This window comes from Arenimonas daejeonensis (assembly GCF_007993735.1).
Lineage (GTDB): Bacteria > Pseudomonadota > Gammaproteobacteria > Xanthomonadales > Xanthomonadaceae > Arenimonas > Arenimonas daejeonensis.
In genome coordinates this window covers 1613087-1633957 of the sequence record NZ_CP042453.1, presented here as the reverse complement: position 1 = coordinate 1633957, position 20871 = coordinate 1613087, and the positions used below count along the sequence as shown (strand labels likewise).

At 68.9% G+C, this 20871-nt stretch carries 20 protein-coding genes and 2 pseudogenes; 12 read left to right on the top strand and 10 right to left on the bottom strand.

The window, feature by feature from the left end; all coding sequences use genetic code 11:
* Window positions 1-30: 30 nt before the first annotated feature.
* The 4 genes from FRZ33_RS07885 to FRZ33_RS07870 all read left to right on the top strand — a co-directional run bounded on the left by FRZ33_RS07885 (window position 31) and on the right by FRZ33_RS07870 (window position 5078).
* The gene (locus FRZ33_RS07885) at window positions 31-471 is read left to right on the top strand and encodes a hypothetical protein (protein WP_146908905.1); all 441 of its coding nucleotides are present in this window, start codon (window positions 31-33) and stop codon (window positions 469-471) included.
* Window positions 459-1856 carry an OmpA family protein gene (locus tag FRZ33_RS07880; protein ID WP_146908904.1) on the top strand — a complete coding sequence of 466 codons (1398 nt, stop codon included), beginning with the start codon at window positions 459-461 and terminating at the stop codon, window positions 1854-1856. Before FRZ33_RS07885 ends, FRZ33_RS07880 begins: the two co-directional genes overlap by 13 nt.
* 131 nt (window positions 1857-1987) lie before the next feature.
* Window positions 1988-3460 (top strand): hypothetical protein, encoded by a 1473-nt coding sequence (locus tag FRZ33_RS07875; protein WP_146908902.1) that lies wholly within the window; start codon window positions 1988-1990, stop codon window positions 3458-3460.
* Entirely contained in the window at window positions 3453-5078 is a 1626-nt protein-coding gene (locus tag FRZ33_RS07870; RefSeq protein ID WP_146908900.1) for an OmpA family protein, read from the top strand. Before FRZ33_RS07875 ends, FRZ33_RS07870 begins: the two co-directional genes overlap by 8 nt.
* On the opposite strand, the pseudogene prmC reads toward FRZ33_RS07870, so the two are convergent.
* The 4 genes and pseudogenes from prmC to ahpC all read right to left on the bottom strand — a co-directional run.
* Window positions 5077-5906: pseudogene (prmC, locus tag FRZ33_RS07865) on the bottom strand (peptide chain release factor N(5)-glutamine methyltransferase); the annotation flags it as partial. The gene FRZ33_RS07870 and the pseudogene prmC overlap by 2 nt on opposite strands.
* Window positions 5907-5909: 3 nt before the next feature.
* Window positions 5910-6422: a Pycsar system effector family protein gene (locus tag FRZ33_RS07860; protein ID WP_146908898.1), complete on the bottom strand. Its 513-nt coding sequence runs from the start codon at window positions 6420-6422 to the stop codon at window positions 5910-5912.
* A 115-nt stretch (window positions 6423-6537) separates the two neighbouring features.
* Window positions 6538-8127 (bottom strand): alkyl hydroperoxide reductase subunit F, encoded by a 1590-nt coding sequence (gene ahpF / locus FRZ33_RS07855; protein ID WP_146908896.1) that lies wholly within the window; start codon window positions 8125-8127, stop codon window positions 6538-6540.
* A 132-nt stretch (window positions 8128-8259) separates the two neighbouring features.
* Window positions 8260-8823 carry an alkyl hydroperoxide reductase subunit C gene (gene ahpC / locus FRZ33_RS07850; protein ID WP_146908894.1) on the bottom strand — a complete coding sequence of 188 codons (564 nt, stop codon included), beginning with the start codon at window positions 8821-8823 and terminating at the stop codon, window positions 8260-8262.
* Window positions 8824-9000: 177 nt separating this feature from the next.
* Between ahpC and FRZ33_RS07845 the strand changes: the two genes are divergently transcribed.
* From FRZ33_RS07845 to FRZ33_RS07830, 4 genes are all read left to right on the top strand, one after another.
* Window positions 9001-9945, top strand: a complete 945-nt coding sequence (locus FRZ33_RS07845) for a LysR substrate-binding domain-containing protein (RefSeq protein WP_146908892.1) — start codon at window positions 9001-9003, stop codon at window positions 9943-9945.
* Window positions 9946-10036: 91 nt separating this feature from the next.
* Entirely contained in the window at window positions 10037-10459 is a 423-nt protein-coding gene (rnk, locus tag FRZ33_RS07840) for a nucleoside diphosphate kinase regulator (protein ID WP_146908891.1), read from the top strand.
* 133 nt (window positions 10460-10592) lie between these two features.
* The gene (locus FRZ33_RS07835; protein ID WP_146910614.1) at window positions 10593-11012 is read left to right on the top strand and encodes a rubrerythrin family protein; all 420 of its coding nucleotides are present in this window, start codon (window positions 10593-10595) and stop codon (window positions 11010-11012) included.
* A gap of 68 nt (window positions 11013-11080) precedes the next feature.
* Window positions 11081-11725, top strand: coding sequence for a hypothetical protein (locus tag FRZ33_RS07830; protein WP_146908889.1), 645 nt, complete (start codon window positions 11081-11083; stop codon window positions 11723-11725).
* 1 nt (window position 11726) lies between these two features.
* On the opposite strand, the pseudogene FRZ33_RS07825 reads toward FRZ33_RS07830, so the two are convergent.
* The 4 genes and pseudogenes from FRZ33_RS07825 to FRZ33_RS15170 form a co-directional block, all read right to left on the bottom strand.
* Window positions 11727-12241, bottom strand: a pseudogene (locus tag FRZ33_RS07825) (adenine phosphoribosyltransferase).
* Window positions 12242-12245: 4 nt separating this feature from the next.
* Window positions 12246-12896 carry a glutathione S-transferase family protein gene (locus FRZ33_RS07820; protein ID WP_146908887.1) on the bottom strand — a complete coding sequence of 217 codons (651 nt, stop codon included), beginning with the start codon at window positions 12894-12896 and terminating at the stop codon, window positions 12246-12248.
* A 51-nt stretch (window positions 12897-12947) separates the two neighbouring features.
* Window positions 12948-13478: a GGDEF domain-containing protein gene (locus FRZ33_RS07815; protein ID WP_227978304.1), complete on the bottom strand. Its 531-nt coding sequence runs from the start codon at window positions 13476-13478 to the stop codon at window positions 12948-12950.
* The gene (locus FRZ33_RS15170) at window positions 13360-15132 is read right to left on the bottom strand and encodes a 7TMR-DISMED2 domain-containing protein (RefSeq protein WP_158637152.1); all 1773 of its coding nucleotides are present in this window, start codon (window positions 15130-15132) and stop codon (window positions 13360-13362) included. The genes FRZ33_RS07815 and FRZ33_RS15170 overlap by 119 nt, the downstream gene beginning before the upstream one ends.
* Before the next feature lie 133 nt (window positions 15133-15265).
* Here FRZ33_RS15170 and FRZ33_RS07810 point away from each other — a divergent pair, with 133 nt between their 5' ends.
* Genes FRZ33_RS07810 through FRZ33_RS07795 form a run of 4 tightly spaced genes read left to right on the top strand, consistent with a single transcriptional unit; the run spans window position 15266 to window position 18913 of the window.
* A complete protein-coding gene (locus FRZ33_RS07810) occupies window positions 15266-17011 on the top strand; it encodes a glutamine--tRNA ligase/YqeY domain fusion protein (RefSeq protein WP_146908884.1) in 1746 nt (581 codons plus the stop codon).
* A 1-nt stretch (window position 17012) separates the two neighbouring features.
* Window positions 17013-17570 carry a nucleoside deaminase gene (locus FRZ33_RS07805; RefSeq protein ID WP_146908882.1) on the top strand — a complete coding sequence of 186 codons (558 nt, stop codon included), beginning with the start codon at window positions 17013-17015 and terminating at the stop codon, window positions 17568-17570.
* Window positions 17521-18606 carry a 23S rRNA (cytidine(2498)-2'-O)-methyltransferase RlmM gene (gene rlmM, locus FRZ33_RS07800; RefSeq protein WP_146908880.1) on the top strand — a complete coding sequence of 362 codons (1086 nt, stop codon included), beginning with the start codon at window positions 17521-17523 and terminating at the stop codon, window positions 18604-18606. The genes FRZ33_RS07805 and rlmM overlap by 50 nt, the downstream gene beginning before the upstream one ends.
* Window positions 18596-18913 carry an EF-hand domain-containing protein gene (locus FRZ33_RS07795; protein ID WP_146910613.1) on the top strand — a complete coding sequence of 106 codons (318 nt, stop codon included), beginning with the start codon at window positions 18596-18598 and terminating at the stop codon, window positions 18911-18913. Before rlmM ends, FRZ33_RS07795 begins: the two co-directional genes overlap by 11 nt.
* 110 nt (window positions 18914-19023) lie before the next feature.
* Here the strand turns inward: FRZ33_RS07795 and FRZ33_RS07790 are convergent, their stop codons facing one another.
* Window positions 19024-19359 carry an MAPEG family protein gene (locus tag FRZ33_RS07790; protein ID WP_146908879.1) on the bottom strand — a complete coding sequence of 112 codons (336 nt, stop codon included), beginning with the start codon at window positions 19357-19359 and terminating at the stop codon, window positions 19024-19026.
* A gap of 67 nt (window positions 19360-19426) precedes the next feature.
* A complete protein-coding gene (locus FRZ33_RS07785; RefSeq protein WP_146908877.1) occupies window positions 19427-20824 on the bottom strand; it encodes an alkaline phosphatase PhoX in 1398 nt (465 codons plus the stop codon).
* Window positions 20825-20871 lie beyond the last annotated feature (47 nt).

Sequence of the window (20871 nt, the reverse complement as noted above, 5' to 3'; positions counted from 1 at the left end):
GGGCACGCTCTCCGGACCGGAGTCATGCCGATGCGCCGCACCCGCCTTGCCGTCGCCTTCGCCCTTTGTGTCCTGGTTGCCGCCTGCGGCGGTGATCCGCCCTCGGCGGAAGCGGAAGCTGCCACCGCCTCCGAAGACATCGAAGCGACGGGATCGACCGACTCCAGTGACGGCGACGACGCCCTCGCCGCCGCCACCGACCTGATCGCCGGCAGCGATGACGGCGGCGATCTGTCCTTCAAGGAAAGCAATGAACCCGAAGGCCTGAAGGAAGGCGGCACCGCCAGCCTGGACGACCTGAACGACATGCCTTTCGGCGCCGCGCTGGCCGAGGCCGCGCGCAGCGCCGAAGGCGAGACCTTCGACCCGGGCACGGCGCCGGCCGAAGCCCCGTTCCCGCCGACACCCAGGCGCAGCTGCAGGACGCGACCGCACGCCAGGAACAGCAGAAGGCGCAGATGGCGGCGGTGATGGCGGCCATGCAGGAATTCGCCGCCGCCGGCGACGACCCCGAAAAACGCGCCGCCGCGATGGAAAAGGTGAAGGCCAGCCAGCAGGCCATGCGCGACCAGCAACTGCAGGCAGACTCCGACCGCCGCGCCGCCGCGCTCGACAACCTGCCCGAGGAGTGGAAACAGATCCGCCGCGTCGAGAAGGACGGCCCGGAAGCCGACCTGCTGGTGCAACTGGGCGACATCGACAACATGGGTTTCGGCTGGCCGGAGGGCTTCGACCCCTTCACCGGCAAGTCCACGCCGGTGCACCGTTTCCCCTACCTGCCCGAAAACGACGACCCGCCCGGCACCGACCGCATCATGGTCGTCAGCGGCTACACCGGCGGCAGCGCACGCCGGGACGGCTACACCCAGCAGACCTCGCGGCCCGGCAACCAGCCGCAGCCGCTGGTGCTGGAGTTCGACCTGCAGGGCATCGAGGTCAGGACGGTGGCGCTGCAACTGTTCGTGGACGACTTCCAGTCCAAGCGCATGGGCAGCCGTTACCGCGCCTGGATCGACGGTCGCGAGCTCAGCGACGTCGCCGTGGTGCTCAACGCGCTGGACCAGACCGGCCCGATCGGCAAGCTGATCACGCTGCAACTGCTGCCTGAATACATCGACACCATCGCCGACGGCCGCGTCGAGATCCGCATCGACGACCCCGACAACAACGCCGGCGACGGTTACGCCTTCGACTTCGCACGCCTGCTGGTCAACCCCAAGGGCTACCGGTACACCGGCACCGTGCGCGGCATCGCCGTGGACACCAAGGCCGGGCGCCCGCTGGCCGGCGTGCTGGTGTCGGCCGGCAACGTGGTGCAGGGCCTCACCGACGACAAGGGCGGTTTCCTGCTGGAAAAGGTGCCTGCCGGCCTGGTGGTCACCACCGGCAGCAAGCCCGACTACAGCTCCGACAGCGAAGCCGCCGACCTGGTCGCCGGCGAAACCGTGGACCTGGTGCTGGAACTCACGCCGACGGAGAAGGACAGCGAGTCCCTGGCCGAACAGCTCGAACGCGAAGGCAAGGTGGACCTGTACGGCATCTACTTCGACACCGCCAAGGCGACCCTGAAGCCGGAATCGGAAGCCACGCTGCAACAGGTGCTGGGCGTGCTGACCGGCAACGACAGCATCCGCCTGGTCATCGCCGGCCACACCGACAGCGAAGGCGGCGACGACTACAACCAGGACCTGTCGGAAAAACGCGCCGCATCGGTGGTCACCTGGCTGACCGGCAAGGGCGTGGACGCTTCGCGGCTTTCTTCCGAGGGTCTGGGTGAATCACGCCCGGTGGCCGACAACGGCAACGAGGCCGGCCGTGCGCTCAACCGCCGCGTGGAAGTGCGCGTGGCCGACTGAGCGCGCGCACAAATGCTTCGACGGGCGCCGCAAGCTGCCTGTCGAACCCTGGGATGGCGCTGGCGGGATCCGGCGCCCCCGCCAAAAACCTGATGACCCGGCGTGCGTCGCCGCGCACTAGGAGACAACACATGCTGAAAATCCGCCGTTTGCCCCGTCCATTGATCCGCCGCTGGTGGCCGATGGCAACGCTGGTGCTGCTGCACCTTTCCATGACCGCCACCGCACAGCCGATGGCCGATCCCGGCGACAAGACCAAGGCCGTCCAGCTCAAGCTCGAATCCGTGGACGGTGAACCCGGGCGCTGGGCGCGCATCGAGGCGCGCATTCCCGACAAGGGACGTCGTTATTACGTGCGCGGCCTGGACGTGATGGCGCCGCTGTCCATCCAGGTCGCCGCCGAACGCACCGACCGGCCGGTCGACGTCAGCCTGCATCGCCACGCCTGGGGCCAGACCGCCACCTCCGGCAGCACCGGCGAAACCGGCCTCTACCGTTTCGACGGCCGTGCGCACGCCCAGGTCGGCATCCGGCTGACGCCCACCGATGGCGCCGCCAAAGTCACCCTGCTGGTATGGCAGGGCGATCCGGTGCGCGCCGACTACGCCAGCGTGATCGTGCCGCCGGCGCAAGACGAAAACCCCGCAGACGCAGCTGGCGAAGCCTCAGACACTGGCGGTCCGGCCTGGACGACCTACGCCATGCTTGCGGTCCTGGTTGTCATCGCCGGCCTGCTGGCCGCACTGCTGCTGCGCCGCGGACGGGGCCACGCCGCGTCCCTGCTGTTCGCGTCGGGCCTGGCGATGGCGCTGCTGTTCGCCGTACCGGCCGCACCTGTGCAGGCCGCCGATCCGCCCAAGGACAAGAACGACGAAAGTTCGGACCCCAAGCTCAAGCTGCCCGAGGAAAAACCGGACGCGTCGCCGGCGAAACCCAAGCCCGGAGACAAACCCGCCCTGCCCGCCGACACCGACAAGGACAAGGATGCGGCAACGGACGACTACGCCGACCGCATCGCCGGCATGGAACAACACGTGCGCGACCTGCACGAACAGGCCGTCCGCGACCGCGCCGAAGTCGCGCGCCTGCGCCTGCTGGTCGAAGAGGACCGCGACAGCGAACCCGACCCGGACAACCTGCCGCCGATGCCGCTGTCCTGCCGCCCGCCGACCCCGGGTGTCAGCGGCGACGTGATCGGCGCGAACGACCACCGGTGGGACGACTACGAAGCCTGCCAGAGCTGCTACGCCGAGCCGCTGGCCGAGCTCGAAAAGCAGCTCGAACTGTACGAACGCCTGCGCATCCTCTACAGCAGCGCCAAATCCGACCTGTCGAAGATGATGGCCGCGGGCGACATGGCGCCCAAACCGCACTACATGGTCGATTCGGCCTGGCAGGCGCAGAAGCAGAAGATCAACGTCGCCTTCCAGCAGACCCAGAAGGCCTACGACGACAAACACCTGGAATTCCGCGACAAGCTGGCGGGCATCGTCGACGCCATCGGCGTCTGCGAGGCCCGGCACAACAACAACCCGATGTGGCGGGAGACGACCGGACGGCTGTTCCTGGAGACCGTGTCGTCCAGCTACCGCCGCAATGACTGAGGGCCGGATGATGCGAGGAATCCACTGGATTGCCGTCCTGGCGCTGTTGCTGGCATGCGGCGGACCGATGGCGGCCGAACCGGACGAAGCCGACATCGAAAGAACCGGCAAGGAAACCGCCGGCCTGATAGACGGCGGCGGCCGCGCGCCGGCGGAAGCCGGCGCCATGGACCCCGCCACCGCGATGCAGGTGCTGGCCGAACTCGGCCGGCCCGGCCAGGAACTGGATGCCGAGCAGCAGGCACGACTGCAGGCGGCAAAGGACACGCTGTACGGTGCCAAGGGCAGCGACCGGCGCCTGAAGAACGAAGACACCGTGCGGCGCCAGCTTGGCCTGGATGCGGTGGCCGCACAGAAAAAGGCCGACTGGCTGGCGCGCCAGCCGGCGGACTGGAAGCTGCACCGGCACAGCGCGCGTGGTGGCGAAGCCGACCTGGTCGTGCGCGTCGGCGACGTGGACAACCTGGGCTTCGGCTGGCCGGTGGATTTCGACCCGTTTTCCGGCGCCAGCACGCCGCCCCATGCCTTTCCCTTCACGCCCGACCCGCAGGACCCCGACGGCACCGACCGCATCATGGTGATCAGCGGTTATGCCGGCGATGCCGCCACGAAGAAAGATGGCTACACCACGCGCACCCGTCGCCCGGCAAACAACCCGCAGCCCGTGACCCTCGAGTTCGAGACCCGCGGACTCACGCCGCAGGCGGTGCAACTGCAGCTGTTCGTCGACGACTTCCAGGCGCCCAGCTTCGGCAACCGCTACCGCGTGCTGCTCGACGGCCGCGAGGCGCCGCACATGGCCGAAGCACTGAACACGCTGCGCCAGCGCGGCCCGATCGGCAAGCTGATCACCCTGCAACTGCTGCCCGAACAGTTCGACCTGCTGGCCGACGGACGCCTGGAGATCGCCATTGACGATGCCGACACCGACGCCGGCGACGGTTTTGCGATCGACTTCGTGCGCCTGCTGGTCAATCCCGGCGGCACGCGCCAGCTGGCCAGCCTGCACGGCCGCATCCTGGACAAGCGCAGCCGCGAACCGATCCCGGGCGCAATGGCCAGCGCCGCCGCAACCGCCGAAGGCCGCGCCGATGCCGAAGGCCGCTACGCACTGTCGGACGTGCCCGCCGGCCTGGCCGTGGTAGTGGCCAGTCATCCCGACTACGAACCTGGCCACGCCAGCATCGACCTGGAGGCCGGCGCCCGGGGAGAACTCGACTTCCTGCTGGTGCCGCGCCAGGAAACCAGCCGCGTGCTGGAAAAAGCCTTGCGCGAAGACGGCCGCGTGGACCTGTACGGAATCCTTTTCGATACGGCACAGGCCACGCTGCGCCCCGAGTCGGAACAGACCCTTGAGCAGGTGCTGGCGCTGCTTCAGCGGCGGCAGGAACTGAAACTGGTGATCGCGGGCCACACCGACAGCCAGGGCGATACCGCCTACAACGCTTCGTTGTCGCAGCGGCGCGCGGCCGCCGTGCTTGCCTGGCTGGTGGAGCGCGGCGTCGCCGCCGGACGCCTGGCCTCCGAAGGCCACGGCGAATCCCGGCCCGTGGCCAGCAACGCGACAGAAGAAGGCCGCGCCAGGAACCGGCGCGTCGAGATCCGCCGGCAGCCCTAGCCGGCGTGCCGGCCCAGGTCACCCGTTCGCGGCCCTCGAGGTCGCGGGCGGTGGTGACCCGCAGGAAACCCGCGGCGGTGAACAGCGCGCGCACAGGGGCACCCTGGTCGTGGCCGTGTTCAATCAGCAGCCAGCCTTCGGGCAGCAGGTGCGCGGGCGCACCGGCGACGATGCGGCGGATGGCGTCCAGGCCATCGGACCCCGACGCCAGCGCCGACCGCGGCTCGAAACGCAGGTCGCCCTGCTGCAGGTGCGGGTCGTTTTCGGCGATGTAGGGCGGGTTGCTGACGATCATGCGGAACACCTCGCCCGCCACCGGCTCGAACCAGTTGCCCAGCAGCAGGCGCAGCGGCAGGCCGGTGTCCTGGGCGTTGGATTGGGCCACGTCCAGCGCCGCCTGGCTGACGTCCACCGCCGTCACGTCCACCAGCGGCCGTTCGCTGGCGATGGCCAGGGCGACAGCGCCGGTGCCGGTGCCCAGGTCGAGCACCTGGCCCATCTGCTCGGGCGGCAGGTGTTCGAGCGCCATTTCGACCAGCAGTTCGGTTTCCGCCCGGGGATCAGGGTGTCGGGCGTGACCGCGAGGTCCAGCGACCAGAACCCGCGGTGGCCGACGATCTGCGCCACCGGTTCGCCGTGGTCGCGGCGACGCAGCAGCTGGTCGAAGGCCTGGGCTTCGCCCGGATCCAGCACGTCGCCGGCATGTGCGTAGAACCAGCTGCGCGGGCGCTGCAGCGCGTGCGCCAGCAGCAGCTCGGCTTCCAGGCGCGCCTCTTCGCCGGGCAGCCGCGAGGCGGCGTCGCGGATGGCATTGGCCAGGGTCGTCATGCCTCAGCGCGCCAGCAACGTGATCACCTGCACCACGCAGGCCAGGATGAAACCGCCGAGGAAGAAGATGTAGGACAGGCGCAGGTAGCGGTACTTGTGGTGCGCCAGGTACCAGCCCAGGGCGTAGGTGTCGCGCGCCATGGTCTCGTACACCGAACCGTCGGCCTTCAGCGTGCCGGCGATCTCGGCCAGGAAACGTTCGCGCGGCAGCTCGGCGAAGTGGCCGAAGAACAGCAGGTTGAACTGCGGCGGGATCTTGTCGTCCACCAGTTTCAGCGGGCGGTATTTCGGCAGCACGGCCAGCACCGCAAGCAGCAGGGCCAGCAGGGTGAAAGCGGCCAGGGTCAGCGAGGCCGTGCGCAGCACCGGATCGTTGAGCCGGCCCAGCACCAGGGTCAGCACGATCGAGGACATGGTGATGATGATGTTGGCCTTGGCGTCGGCCATGGTCGAAAGCTGCACGTGGTGCTGCTGCATCGTGCGCAGCAGCACGTCGCTGGTGTTGCGCTCCGGCACGGCGGCGAACAGCTTCTCGATCTCGCCGGCAGCGGGGTTTCAACAGGAGGCATGGCGCGGTCCTCGGGGGCCGCGCCATGATAGCGCCGGCCGCGGGGCCGGCGCAGCGCCGGCCTCAGGCCGCGGCCGCGAGTGCCTTGCCGCTGGCCGGCACCGGCGTGCGGATCAGGTGGTCGAAAGCGCTCAGGGCGGCGGTGGAGCCGGCGCCCATGGCCACGACGATCTGCTTGTAGGGCACCGTGGTCGCATCGCCAGCGGCGAACACGCCCGGAACCGAGGTCTGGCCACGGTCGTCGATGACGATCTCGCCGCGGGCCGACAGCTCGACCGTGCCCTTGAGCCATTCGGTGTTCGGCAGCAGGCCGATCTGCACGAAGATGCCCTCGAGCTCGATCCGGTGCGAATTGCCGATCAGCCGGTCGGTATAGACCAGGCCGTTGACCTTCTGGCCGTCGCCCAGCACCTCGGTGCTCTGCGCATTGGTCAGCACGGTGACATTGGGCAGGCTGCGCAGCTTGCGCTGCAGCACCTCGTCGGCGCGCAGCTTGCCGTCGAACTCCAGCAGAGTGACGTGGCTGGCCAGGCCGGCCAGGTCGATCGCCGCCTCGACGCCGGAATTGCCGCCGCCGATCACCGCCACGCGCTTGCCCTTGAACAGCGGTCCGTCGCAGTGCGGGCAATAGGCCACGCCCTTGTTGCGGTATTCGTTTTCGCCCGGCACGCCCATCTGGCGCCAGCGCGCGCCGGTGCTCAGGACCACGGTGCGCGACTTCAGCACCGCGCCGCTGGCCAGCCGCACCTGCACCAGGCCGTCCTCGCCCGCCGGCAGCAGTTCTTCGGCGCGCTGCAGGTTCATGATGTCCACGTCGTAGTGGCGCACGTTGCGCTCGAGCTCGGCCGCCAGCTTCGGGCCTTCGGTTTCGGCCACGGCGACCAGGTTCTCGATGGCCATCGTATCCAGCACCTGGCCGCCGAAACGTTCGGCCGCCACGCCGGTGCGGATGCCCTTGCGCGCGGCATAGATCGCTGCCGCCGCGCCAGCCGGGCCACCGCCGACCACCAGCACTTCGAACGGCTCCTTGGCGGCGATGCGCTCGGCCGCACGCGCTTCCGCGCCGGTATCGAGCTTCGCGACGATCTCGGCCAGCTCCATGCGACCCTGCCCGAACACTTCGCCGTTGAGGTAAACGGTCGGCACCGCCATCACCTGGCGCGCCTCGACCTCGGGCTGGAACAGCGCGCCGTCGATGGCCACGTGCGAGATGCGTGGGTTGAGCACGGCCATCAGGTTCAGCGCCTGCACCACGTCCGGGCAGTTCTGGCAGGACAGCGAAAAATACGTTTCGAAGCGGAACTCGCCCTCGAGCGCAGCCACCTGCGCCAGCAGCTCCTGCGCTTCCTTCGAAGGATGGCCGCCGACCTGCAGAAGCGCCAGCACCAGCGAGGTGAACTCGTGGCCCATCGGCAGGCCGGCGAAACGCACCTGCAGGTCGGTGCCGGCGCGACGGATGGCGAAGGACGGCTTGCGCGCGTCGTCGTCGGCGCGCACATACGTGATCTTTTCAGACAGCGAAGCGATCTCGACCAGCAGCGCCTCGAGCTCGCGCGAAGCCTCGCGCCCGTCCAGCGAGGCGATGAGTTCGATCGGCAGCTGCAGCTTCTCCAGGTAGGCCGAGAGCTGCGTCTTAAGGTTCTGATCGAGCATGGCGGTACTCCGGGGAGGGGAAGGGCTTGCGCGTGCGGCCGGCGCGCCAGCGGCACGCGCAAACATCCGTGGTGGGGAAACCCCGCCCGGGCGCGGACGCCCGGGCGGGGCGGGACTGCACGATCGCGGGAATCAGATCTTGCCGACCAGGTCCAGCGACGGCGCCAGGGTCTTCTCGCCTTCCTTCCACTTGGCCGGGCACACCTGGTTCGGGTTCTTGGCCACGAACTGGGCGGCCTTGAGCTTGCGCAGGGTCTCGGACATGTCGCGGGCGATGGCGTTGTCGTGCACTTCGGCGGTCTTGATCACGCCTTCCGGGTTGATCACGAAGGTGCCGCGCAGGGCCAGGCCCTCTTCCTCGATGTGCACGCCAAAGGCGCGGGTCAGCTGGTGGGTCGGGTCGCCGACCAGCGGGAACTTCGCCTTGCCCACGGCCGGCGAGGTCTCGTGCCAGACCTTGTGCGAGAAGTGGGTGTCGGTGGTGACGATGTAGATCTCGGCGCCGGCGGCCTGGAATTCGCCGTAGTTCTCGGCGGCATCCTCGACCTCGGTCGGGCAGTTGAAGGTGAAGGCGGCCGGCATGAACACCAGCACGGACCACTTGCCCTTCAGGGTGGCGTCGGACACTTCCACGAACTTGCCGTTATGGAAGGCCTGGGTCTTGAACGGCTGGATCTGGGTGTTGATCAACGACATGGGATCAGTCCTTGTTGTGGGGAGGGTGAATTGAAGACCAGCGAATGTTAGGCTCGCCCTATCAATATGTAAACATGATGATTCTTATAGCTTTGATAGTGAATGCCTATATCTGGCTTGCGCCCGCCATTTTCAAGGCGTATTGCTATCCCAGCTTCGATTGACCGGAGTGATGCGATGAACCTGCGGGACCTGCGCTATCTCGTCGCCCTGGCCGAGCTGCGGCATTTCGGCCGCGCCGCCGAGGCCTGCCACGTCAGCCAGCCGACGCTCTCGACCCAGATCCGCAAACTCGAGGACGAGCTCGGTGTCGCCCTGGTCGAACGCGCGCCGCGCCAGGTGATGCTGACGCCGGCCGGCCAGGACATCGCCACGCGCGCGCGCCGCGTGCTGGCCGAAGTCGAACAGATGCGCGAAACCGCACGCCGCACCGCCGACCCCGAAGCCGGCAGCGTGCGCCTGGGCCTGTTCCCCACCCTCGGTCCCTACCTGCTGCCGCACGTGGTGCCGCGCATCCGCGCGCGTTTTCCGCGCCTGGAACTTCTGCTGGTGGAAGAGAAGACCGAAGTGATCCTGCACATGCTGCGCGAGGGCAAACTCGACGCGGCGGTGCTGGCGCTGCCGCTGCACGAAGACTGGCTGGACACCGAATTCCTGTTCGAAGAGCCCTTCATGCTGGCCGTGCCCGAAGGCCATGCCCTGGCCGGCCACCACGACCTGCGCCTGGCCGAACTGGACAAACAGCACCTGCTGCTGCTCGAGGAAGGCCACTGCCTGCGCGACCAGGCGCTGGAGGTCTGCAGCCTGGCCGGCGCCGGCGAAAAAGAGGGTTTCCGCGCCACCAGCCTGGAAACGCTGCGGCAGATGGTGGCCGGCGGCGTCGGCGTGACGCTGCTGCCGATGCTGGCCGTCAAGCCGCCCGTGTCGCCGTCCGACAACATCCGCCTGGTGTCGTTCCGCGACCCGCCACCCACGCGCCGGCTGGCCCTGGTCTGGCGCCGCAGTTCGGCAATGTCCGACTTCCTGCACAAACTCGCCGGCGTGCTGCGCGATCTGCCGCCCGGCCTGCTCACGGCGCCGGAACAGAGCGCACTGAAGTCGCCGCGCCGCGCCAAGGCTTGAAGCCCGCACAGGGGCGGGCTATGGTGCCCGCACAACTCGTAAACCCCGGGCGGCGCGCCACGCGTGCCGCCCGTTCGCTTTTGGAGGCCCCATGAACGCAAGCACCCACCTTCCGCCGATCACCGTCAGCAGCCGCGACCTGGCACGGCTGGAGCAACTGCTGGATTCGCCCGGCCTGCGCCATGTTCCTGCGGCGATCGCACTCGGCCGCGAACTCGAACGCGCCGCCGTGCTCGCCCCCGAAGACATGCCACCCGACGTGGTCACCATGAACTCGACCGTGTCGTGCGTGGACGAACTCAGCGGCGACCACCACCGCTTCACCCTCGCCTACCCGGCCGATGCCGACGTCGCCAGCCATCGCGTTTCGGTGCTGGCGCCGGTGGGCAGTGCGCTGCTGGGACTTTCCATCGGCAGCGTGATCGACTGGCAGGCGCCTGGCGGCCGCGCCCTGCGGGTCCGCCTCACCGCCATCGACTACCAGCCGGAAGCGGCCGGCGACCTGCACCGCTGACCATTCGGCACAGGCATCGGCCCGGCCGTCGGCGCGTGCCCACCGGGCACATGCCACAACGTCCCGGGCCGGGCTTATGCTGCGGAACATCCCGGCATCGACGGGCTTCCACCCGCTGCGACGAGGTGACCGCATGACGCTCAAGGGTTCCAGGACCGCGGACAATCTCAAGGCCGCGTTCACCCGCGAGTCCGAGGCCAACCGCCGCTATCTGTATTTCGCGCAGAAGGCCGACGTCGAGGGCCACAGCGACGTGGCCGCGGTGTTCCGTTCCACGGCGGAAGGCGAGACCGGACACGCGCACGGCCATCTGGAATACCTGGAGGCCTGCGAGGACCCGACCACCGGCCTGCCCTTCGGCGACACCGCCAGCAACCTCAAGGCGGCGATCGCCGGCGAGACCCACGAGTACAGCGAGATGTACCCGCGCATGGCCCGGATCGCGCGCGAGGAAGGATTCGACGAGATCGCCGACTGGTTCGAGGCGCTGGCCAAGGCCGAACAGTCGCACGCCAGGCGTTTCGAGAAGGCGCTGTCCGGGCTCCCGGACTGAACCTCCCGGCGAAGCACCGGCGGGACCTGGACCTGTTCACGCTCGCGTGGCATCGCTAGGCTTGCGCCATGCCCCGCTGGATATGGTTCCTGCTCGCCATCGGCCTGGCCGCCCTGCTCTGGGCGTCCCGGCAAGGCCCCGGCCATCTGCCGGCCCAGGCGCTGCCCGGCAGCCCGCCCATCACCTGCGTGCTGCCCCCGAGTCCACTCTCGGGAGAGGAACCGCTGCAGACCGGCGTGCCGGCGACGATGCGAGACTTCCGGCTGGGCGACTTCGTCGTTTCGCCGCTGGCCGGATTCAGCCTGGAGGCACGCGTGCTGTCCCGCCGCGATTACGGCAGCGGACCGGAGTCCGCGCTTTCGCCCACCGACCTGGCGCTGGGCTGGCGGCGCATGTCCGACCGTACGCACTACCAGCGCCTGGACATCTCGCAGTCCGGCCGCTGGTACCACTACCGCTGGGGCGCCGACGGCCCGCCGCTGCCGTTGCCTGAAATCATCCGGTCCAGTGCCAACATGCACCCGGTGCCGGCCGACGCCCGGGTCGCGCAGGCCCTGTCGCGGGTGCGGCCCGACCAGACGGTGCGGCTGCAGGGCTGGCTGATCGAGGCACGCCGCGACGACGGCTGGCGCTGGCGCAGTTCGCTGACCCGTGATGACAGCGGCGACGGTGCCTGCGAACTGATCTACGTCTGCGCGCTGACCGCGTTCTGATTCAGTAGCGAAGCGTCGCCAGCAGCGGTGCCGCAAGGGTCCAGCGTGCACGCCCGCCCAAGGCTTCCAGCTCCACCAGTACGGCTGCGCCGGCCAGCACCGACCCGATCCCGTCGAGCAGTTCCGCGGCCGCCAGCAACGTGCCACCCGTGGCCAGCACATCGTCCACCAGCAGCACGCGCGTGCCCGGTGGCAAGGCATCACGCTGCACCTGCAGGCGATCCATGCCGTATTCGAGTGCGTAGGCCACCTCGTGCACGGCACCGGGCAGCTTGCCGGGTTTGCGCACCGGCACGAAGCCTACGCCCAGTTCGCGTGCGATCGCCGCACCGAGGATGAAACCGCGGGCTTCGACCCCACCACCGCCTGCGGCGGCTGCTGGCGCCAGGGCGCGGCCATCGCTGCCACGGCTTCGGCAAAGGCCGGGCCGTCGGCCAGCATCGGCATGATGTCCTTGAACACGATGCCGGGCCGCGGGAAATCCGGCACGTCGCGGATCAATGCGGTGAACGGCATGTGTTCAGGCCTCGTCCGCGCCGACACGTTCGGTTTCGGCGCGTGCCGAAGCCTGCCATTCGAGCATCGCCGGCAGCGCGAAGATCGCGTCCATGTAGGCACTGGTGGTGTCGTCGGTGCGCACGCCGTAGCCGCGGAACCGCACGCACACCGGCGCGAACATCGCGTCCACGATGCCGTAGCCGCCGCACAGGAAATCGCCGCCGGCACCGAAGCGGTCGCGCAGTTCGCGCCACAGCGACTGCACGCGTGCGATGTCGGCGTCCGCAGCGGCATCCCAACGGTAGTCGTTTGGCTGGCGCCGCACGTTCATGGGCATCTGCGTACGCAGCGCGGCGAAACCCGAATGCATCTCCGCGGCCGCGCAGCGCGCCACCGCACGCGCTGCCGGGTCGGCCGGCCAGGCCCGGCCGCCGAGCCAGCGCTCGTTCGCGTATTCACAGATCGCCAGCGAATCCCACAGCGTCAGCTCGCCGTCGCGCAGCACCGGTACGCGCCGGGTCGGCGACCAGCTGCCGATCCTGGCGTGGAATTCCGGCGTGTCCAGCGGCAGCCGCACTTCGTCGAAAGCCACGCCGAAATGACGCAGCAGCAGCCAGGGCCGCAGCGACCAGGACGAGTAGTTCTTGTTGCCGATGACGAGCGTGGTGGCCATGGATTCCGTTCCGTAGTGACGGAACCCGGGCCATCGGCCCGGGCGCCGGGATCAGCTGAAAATCTGGTTGCCGCCGTTCTTGGCGGCGATCTGCGCCGCCCGCCGGGCCTGCTCGATCAGCCCCGCCGGATCACGCTCGTCGGGGCCGGCCTGGGCGACGCCGATGCTGAGCGACAGACCCGATGGCGCGATGCGCGGATCGATCGCCAGGCGCGTGACCGCGGCACGCAGGCGCTCGGCGTATTCGCGCGCCTCCAGCAGGCGCTTGCCGTGGGAGATCAGCAGGAACCCGTCGGGACCGGAACGACCCACCACGTCGCCGTAGGCGATCTCTTCGCGCAGCAGGTCGGCTGTCGGACGCAGCCCGGACACGGCGCCGACTTCGCCGCCGGCCTCACGCAGCGCCGGCAACTGGTCCAGCACCAGGTACAGCAGGCTCAGCGGGTGCTGTTTCAGGCGCGCGCTATCCATCGCCTGGGCAAGCAGCTGGCGCAACGGCTCGTGACGCAACACCTGGGTGGGCGCATCGGTGTCGGCAGCACGCTGCGCGTTGACCGAATTGGCCGCCTCGTCGCCGGCCATGATCGCCATCGCGGCGAACTCGGCGCACAGGGCCAGTTCGGCATCGGTGTAAGTGACATCGGCCTCGCGCTCCACCAGCAGCGCGCCCCAGCCCGGTTTCGGGATCGGCAGCGGAATCAGGGCCAGCTGCACCTGGTCCAGCGGCCCCTGCGGGCCGTCGAAATCGATGCCGATCTGCTGCGGCGCGCAGGCGGCTGAGGTTCTTGAGCAGGGTGGCGCGCTGTTCCAGCAGTTCGCGGTAGCGCGGCTCCGCCGAGGGCGGCTCGACCTGCAGCATGTCCTCGCCGTGGAAATGCATGGCCACCACGGCCGCCGAACTCTGCGACAGCACGGGCTTGAGGCCGTCCAGCAGGCGCCGGAACGCGATCCACTTCAGGTCGCCATCGGCGGCGTTCTTCAGGCCGCTCTGCAGGCTTTCAAGCAGACGTTCGCGCGCCAGCTGGATCTTCTCTTCCGCCGACGGTTCGGGCGGTGCGGCCCGCTTGCGCATGGCCCAGCGCTGCAGGCGCGCGCGGATCCAGGGCAGGCCCAGGTAGAGCGCCATCGTCACCGCCAACAGCAGCTGGGCGCCGTAGAGGTTGAACAGGCCGGCTTCCACGGCCTGGTGGTCGGCCAGCACGCGCAGCACCACGGCGACCGCCACCGCCGACAGGGCCAGGATCGGTCCCCAGCGGTAGGTGCGCGAGTCCATCAGAAGCATCAGCAGGCAGGCCGCCAGCGCCAGCACATAGCCGATCCATGCCACCCACTGCAGGTGGTGCGGCTGAAGACTGGGGAATATCAGGCAGTAGGCGGCCAGGGCCACCAGCAGCCAGCCCAGGCCCCGCATCCAGGGCACCAGCCCCGGCGCCGACTTCGACAGGCCGGCGTAATGACGGGTGGCCAGCACCAGCGGTCCCGCGCCCAGCAACAGCAGGGCCAGGGGCACTGTCGCGCCAAGGCTGGTGAGCTGAGCGATCTCGGGCAATGCATAAAGGTGACCGTTGATGCCAAGGCAGGCCAGCCAGGACGCCAGCGCCGCCGCGCCTATCGAGAGGGCGCCGCTCTGCGGATCCTCGGCATGACGGGCCAGCGACAGCGCCGCCACCAGCAGGAAGATCAGGTAGGTGTAGCGGAACAGGCTCTGGGCCCGGGCCTCGTGACTGGCGGACTGATCGATGTCCAACAGCCGCAGGTGCAGGCCGCCGCTGATCCGGCCCTCGAGCTCGAGGTAGAGCTCGGTCTTTCCGGCCAGGCCGGCGGGCAGGGGCAGCTCGAAATTCGCCGACCAGGGCGAATCGTCGGCCGTGGGGCGGAAGAAGCTGTCGTTCGCCACGACCTCGCCGGAGGGCGGCAACCGCAGCCGCAGACGGTCCAGCGGGACGCGCGGCATCACCAGGCGCAGGCGGGAAGCGTCGCCCGGCGGCAGCTCGGTGCGGATGCGCACCCAGATCGCGGTGCCGTCCCGTGCCGCGAAGGAGAAGCCCGGCGTCAGCACGGGCGTGAAACCGGGCTGGGCACGACCGCTGAGAATGTCCTCCAGGCGCGTCCCCACCGGCGTCTCCATGACCGCCAGATCGACCTTCAGTCCGGGATCGGCCGCCGGGACGGGCGCCGGGAACAAGACCGTCAACAGGAACCCGACGGCGAACAAACCGGCACGCGCGATGCGCAAGCGTCTTCTCCCCAAATTGCATGCCCCCGGCCCGACCGATTCTAACCATGTCGGGGCAATCCGTTCAGCCGGCCGTCGGCCCAGGCCGCCAGCCGGTAAACTGGGCGGCCTCGACCCTTCCAGCCCCGGACGCATGACCGCCACGCCCACCCCCGCCGACGCCACCCCGCCGGAAAAGAACGACTTCATCCGGCAGATCATCCGCGAGGACCTGGCTTCGGGCCGGCACGCCGCCGTACGTACGCGTTTCCCGCCCGAGCCCAACGGCTACCTGCACATCGGCCACGCCAAATCCATCTGCCTGAACTTCGGCATCGGCCAGGAGTTCGGCGGCGCGGTGAACCTGCGCTTCGACGACACCAATCCGGCGAAAGAAGACCCCGAATACGTCGAGGCCATCCAGGAAGACGTGCGCTGGCTGGGTTTCGAGTGGGCCGAACTGCGCCACGCCTCGGACTACTTCGAGGTGTTCTACCGCAGCGCGCTCAAGCTGATCGAAGACGGCAAGGCCTATGTCTGCGACCTCAGCGCCGAACAGGTGCGCGAATACCGCGGCACCCTGACCGAGCCGGGCCGCAACTCGCCGTACCGCGACCGCAGCGTCGAAGAGAACCTGGACCTGTTCAGGCGCATGCGCGCCGGCGAGTTCCCGGACGGCGCCCGCACCCTGCGCGCGAAGATCGACATGGCCAGCGGCAACATCAACCTGCGCGACCCGGCCATCTACCGCATCAAGCACGTCGAACACCAGAACACCGGCAACACCTGGCCGATCTACCCGATGTACGACTACGCGCACTGCCTGAGCGACGCGCTGGAAGGCATCACGCATTCGCTGTGCACGCTCGAGTTCGAGGACCACCGCCCGCTGTACGACTGGTGCGTGGACCACGTCGACCTGGTGCACAACCCGGACCTGTACCAGCCGCTGGTGGACGCCGGCTTCAGCGTGCCGGCCGCGAAGCCGCGCCAGATCGAGTTCTCGCGCCTGAACATCAACTACACCGTGATGAGCAAGCGCAAGCTGCTGGCGCTGGTGGAAGAAGGCCTGGTCAATGGCTGGGACGACCCGCGCCTGCCGACCCTGCAGGGCCTGCGCCGCCGCGGCTGCCCGCCGGCGGCGCTGCGCCTGTTCTCCGACCGCATCGGCATCAGCAAGCAGAACTCGCTGATCGACTTTTCGGTACTGGAAGGCTGCATCCGCGAGGTGATGGATTCGGCCTGCGCGCGGCGCATGGCGGTGATGGATCCGCTGAAGCTGGTGATCACCAACCTGCCTGAAGGCCACGCCGAGTCGCTGACGTTCTCGAACCACCCGAAGAACGCCGAATTCGGCGAACGCGCCGTGCCGTTCTCGCGCGAACTGTGGATCGAACGCGAAGACTTCATGGAAATCCCGCCCAAGGGTTTCCACCGCCTGGTGCCGGGTGGCGAAGTGCGCCTGCGCGGCGTCGGCATCGTCAAGTGCGATGAAGTGGTCAAGGACGGCGACACCGTGGTCGAAGTGCGCTGCACGCTGGACCCGGACACCCGCGCCGGCCTGCCGGGCGCCGACCGCAAGGTCAAGGGAACGATCCACTGGGTCGCGGCGGCTACCGCCGTGGCGGCCGAAGTGCGCCTCTACGACCGCCTGTTCAGCGTGCCCGACCCGGACAAGGACGAAGCCGGCAAGACCTACCGCGATTACCTCAACCCGGAGTCCGTGCGCGTGGTCACCGGTTACGTCGAACCGGCCGCCGCCGCACTGGCCGCCGAAGACAGCGTGCAGTTCGAACGCCTGGGTTATTTCACCGCCGACCGCCGCGACCACGCACCGGGCAAGCCCGTGTTCAACCGCACCGTCACCCTGCGCGACACCTGGGCCAAGGCCGGCGCCTGACGTGATCTACGCCCAACTCCACCTAACCCTGCCGGCCTGGATCCACGACGAAGTGGACGGCCAGCGGCTGTACCCGGACGCCGAGAGCCGCATCGCCCTGGCGATCCAGCTGTCGCGCCGCAACGTCGACCACCGCAGCGGCGGTCCGTTCGGCGCCGCGGTATTCACCGGCGAGGGCCGGCTGGTGGGCGTGGGCGTGAACCGCGTGGTGCCGCACAACTGTTCGGTCGCGCACGCCGAAGTGATGGCGCTGGCCACCAGCCAGCAGCGTGTGCAGAGTTTCCGCCTCAACCAGTCCGGCGAACGTTACACACTGGCGACCTCGGCCCAGCCCTGTTCGATGTGTTACGGCGCACTGATCTGGGCCGGCATCGACCAGCTGCTGATCGCGGCCCGCGCCGACGACGTGCAGCAGCTGGCCGGTTTCGACGAAGGCCCGCTGCCCGCCGACTGGAAGGGCGAGCTGGAAAACGGGGGCATCCAGGTGCGCACCGACCTGATGCGCGACCATGCCCGCGACGTGCTGCGCGACTACGGAGAATCCGGACTTGTCTACTGACGGCCTGCTGGCCTACTGCCGCCCCGGCTTCGAGCCCGAGCTCGCCGCCGAACTGGGCGAGCGCGCGGCCCTCGCCGGCTTCCCCGGTTACGCCCGCGCAGAACGCAACACCGGCTACGTCGAGTTCCTCGGCGTGGAGGATGGTGCCGGACTCGCGCGCGCCCTGCCCTGGTCCACGCTGATCTTCGCGCGGCAGAAGCTGCGCCTGCTGGCCGACCTGCCGGGCATGGACCCGAAGGACCGTATCGCGCCGATCATGGACGCGCTCGGCGGCCGCGGCCGCCACGGCGATGTCTGGGTCGAACATCCGGATTCGGACGAAGGCAAACAGCTCGCCGGCCTGGCCCGCGCCCTCGGCAATGCGCTGCGCCCCGTACTGCGCCAGCGTGGCCTGATCACCGAGAAGGAAGATCCGCGGCTGCCGCGACTGCACGTGTTCCTGCTCGACGGCGACCACTGCCTGCTCGGCAGCGCCGATACCAAGGACGCCTCGCCCTGGCCGCTGGGTGTGGCGCGGCTGCGCGCACATGCGGACGCGCCCAGCCGCTCCGCGCTCAAGCTCGAGGAAGCGCTGCTGACCCTGCTGACGCCGGAAGAACGCGAGGAATTCCTCAAACCCGGCATGAACGCCGCCGACCTCGGCGCCGCGCCCGGCGGTTGGAGCTGGGTGCTGGCGCGCCGGCACATCCGCGTGGCCGCGATCGACAACGGCCCGATGGCCGACAGCGCCATGGACACCGGCATCATCGAACACATCCGCGCCGACGGTTTCCACTGGCAGCCGCCCAAGCCGCTGGACTGGATGGTCTGCGACATGGTCGAGTCGCCGCGCAAGGTCGCCGACCGCATGGCCACCTGGTTCCGCGAAGGCTGGTGCAAACGTGCCGTGTTCAACCTCAAGCTGCCGATGAAAAAGCGCTGGGACGAAACCCGCGACTGCCTGCAGCATTTCGTCGACCACGCCGGCCGGCCGCTGACGCTGCGCGCCAAGCAGCTCTACCACGACCGCGAAGAAATTACGGTGTATGCGGGCTAGCCTGCTGCTGTTGCTGCTTTTCGCGGGAAGTGCGGCGGCACAGCACGACGACTATTTCTCGCGCGTGGACAGGGACGGCGACGGCCGCGTGTCGCTGCACGAATTCCTGGAACGCATGAGCTTCGGCTTCCGGCAGATGGACGTGGACGGCAACGACGTGCTGGAGCCGCACGAACAGCACATCCCCGACGCACCGACGATCACCCTGGCCCAGCACCACGAACGCTTCACCGCCCAGTTCAGGCGCCAGGACGCCGACGGCGACGGCTTCCTCAGCCCGACGGAACTGCTGGCACCGCCGCGCTAGGCAGCGGCTTTCTCAATCACCGTAGGCTTCGGTCGACTCCTGCCCGTCGTCCTCGCCGGCGAGATACGGCGCCACGTACCCCGCGATCGCGAACAGCGACATCACGATCATCAGCACCAGGTCAGCCCCGTGCCGGCAAAACGGCCCGGGCTGGCGGAGGAACTGCGGCTCAGGCCCCAGGCGTGCAGCAGTCGCGAAATGAACAGGGTGATGCCGAACCCGTGGATGACGCTGTTGGGATAACCGTTGAGCTCCATGCCGCCGAGCAGCAGCAGGGCCAGCGGCAGGTATTCCACCGCGTTGGCATGGGTGCGCACGCGTTTGGCCATTTCGTGGTCGCCGCCGTCGCCCAGGCCGATCTTGTGGCTGAAGCGGCGGGCGATGACGCGGCCGGCAAGGAACAGGACCAGCAGGGTGCACAGGCCGGCATACAGGAGCGTGATCATGGGTGGTTCCAGGGACGGGGCGTAGGCGGATGATCCGCGTTGCCCACGCCGCCCGCAATGGCGGCGGTCAGATCAGGCCGTTTTTCCAGGGTCCCGTGATCGCCACCGTGAAGCCAGGCGAATAGACGTTGGCGAACAGCCACTTGCCGTCCGGCGAGAAGCAGGCGCCCGCCCATTCTTCTTCGCGGAAGTCGCCGGCGAAGCCCATCGCGCCGTCCAGCTGCACGTTGTTGCGGCAGAACTCGAACAGGCCGCCGGCCGTGGTCATGCCGTACAGGCGCTGCACCGGCTGCTCGGAGTCCTCGCAGATCACCAGGCCGCCGCGCGGACTCAATACGATGTTGTCCGGGTAGTCGAGCACCAGCGGGTCGGGCGATTCATAGACCAGCTCCAGCACCTCGTGCTTCGGGTGGTAGGCCCAGACCTGGCCGCAGTTGGCGTCGCCGCCGTTGGTGGCGGTGAAATACACCCTGCCCTCGCCGACGATGCAGCCTTCCAGGCGGGTGAAGGCCGAGCCGCCGTTCGCCAGGCCCTGGCGCACCGTGCCGCGCGGACCGCGGTCGCTGTCCACGCCGCGCTCCGGGTGTTCGATCTCGACCCATTCCACCTTCAGGCGTTCGCCCAGACGCCGGCCCGAGCGCAGGTCCGGCGCGCCAACCGCCTTCAGCATCTGCAGGCGGCCGCCGCGCACCGGTTCGCCCTGCACTTTCGGGATCATCCGGTAGAAACCCGCCTCCGGCTCCATGTCCTCGGTGAGGTAGAAGATGCCGGTGGCCGGATCCACCGACACCGCCTCGTGCTTGAACTGGCCCATGGCGACGATCGGCTCGGCGCGCGACAGGCCGTCGGCCGGCACTTCGAACACGAAGCCGTGGTCCTTCGCCAGCGGGTACTCGACGCCTGCCAGCGACACGTTGCCGGCGGCGCTGACAAATTCCTCGCAGCTCAGCCACGTGCCCCAGGGCGTGGTGCCGCCGGCGCAGTTGTTGACGGTGCCGCCCAGCGAAGGACGCGACTCCAGCAGCTGGCCGCGGCGCGTGTCGAAGCGCAGCGTCGCCGTGCCGCCGCCGCACTTCGGATCGTAGGTCGCCGCGTCCGGCGCGAAACTGCCCCAGCCGGCGGTGATCTCGTGGTTGCGCACCAGGGTCACCACGTCGCCCTCGGCCTTCACCACGCCCATGCCGTCGTGGCTGTCCGGCGTCTTCTGGCCGTCGGCCATCAATTCATGGGTCCAGCCGAAGCTGGTGTAGCTGAAACCCTGCGGCAGCTGCAGCAACGGCAAGCCGGTATTGAGGTCGCGCACCACCTGCAGAGGGCCGTAACCGGGATGCACACCGGTGCGGGCGCCGGCCTGGGCCAGCAATCTGCCGATCGGGCTCAGGCCGAGCGCGGCGATGCCCAGGCCCAGGCCGGCCGACTTCAGCAGACGACGGCGGGAGGTCGGCGGGGAGGTGTCGTGGTGCATGCGCGGGGTCTCGGACTGGCGACCCCGCATTCGATCAAGGCAATGTC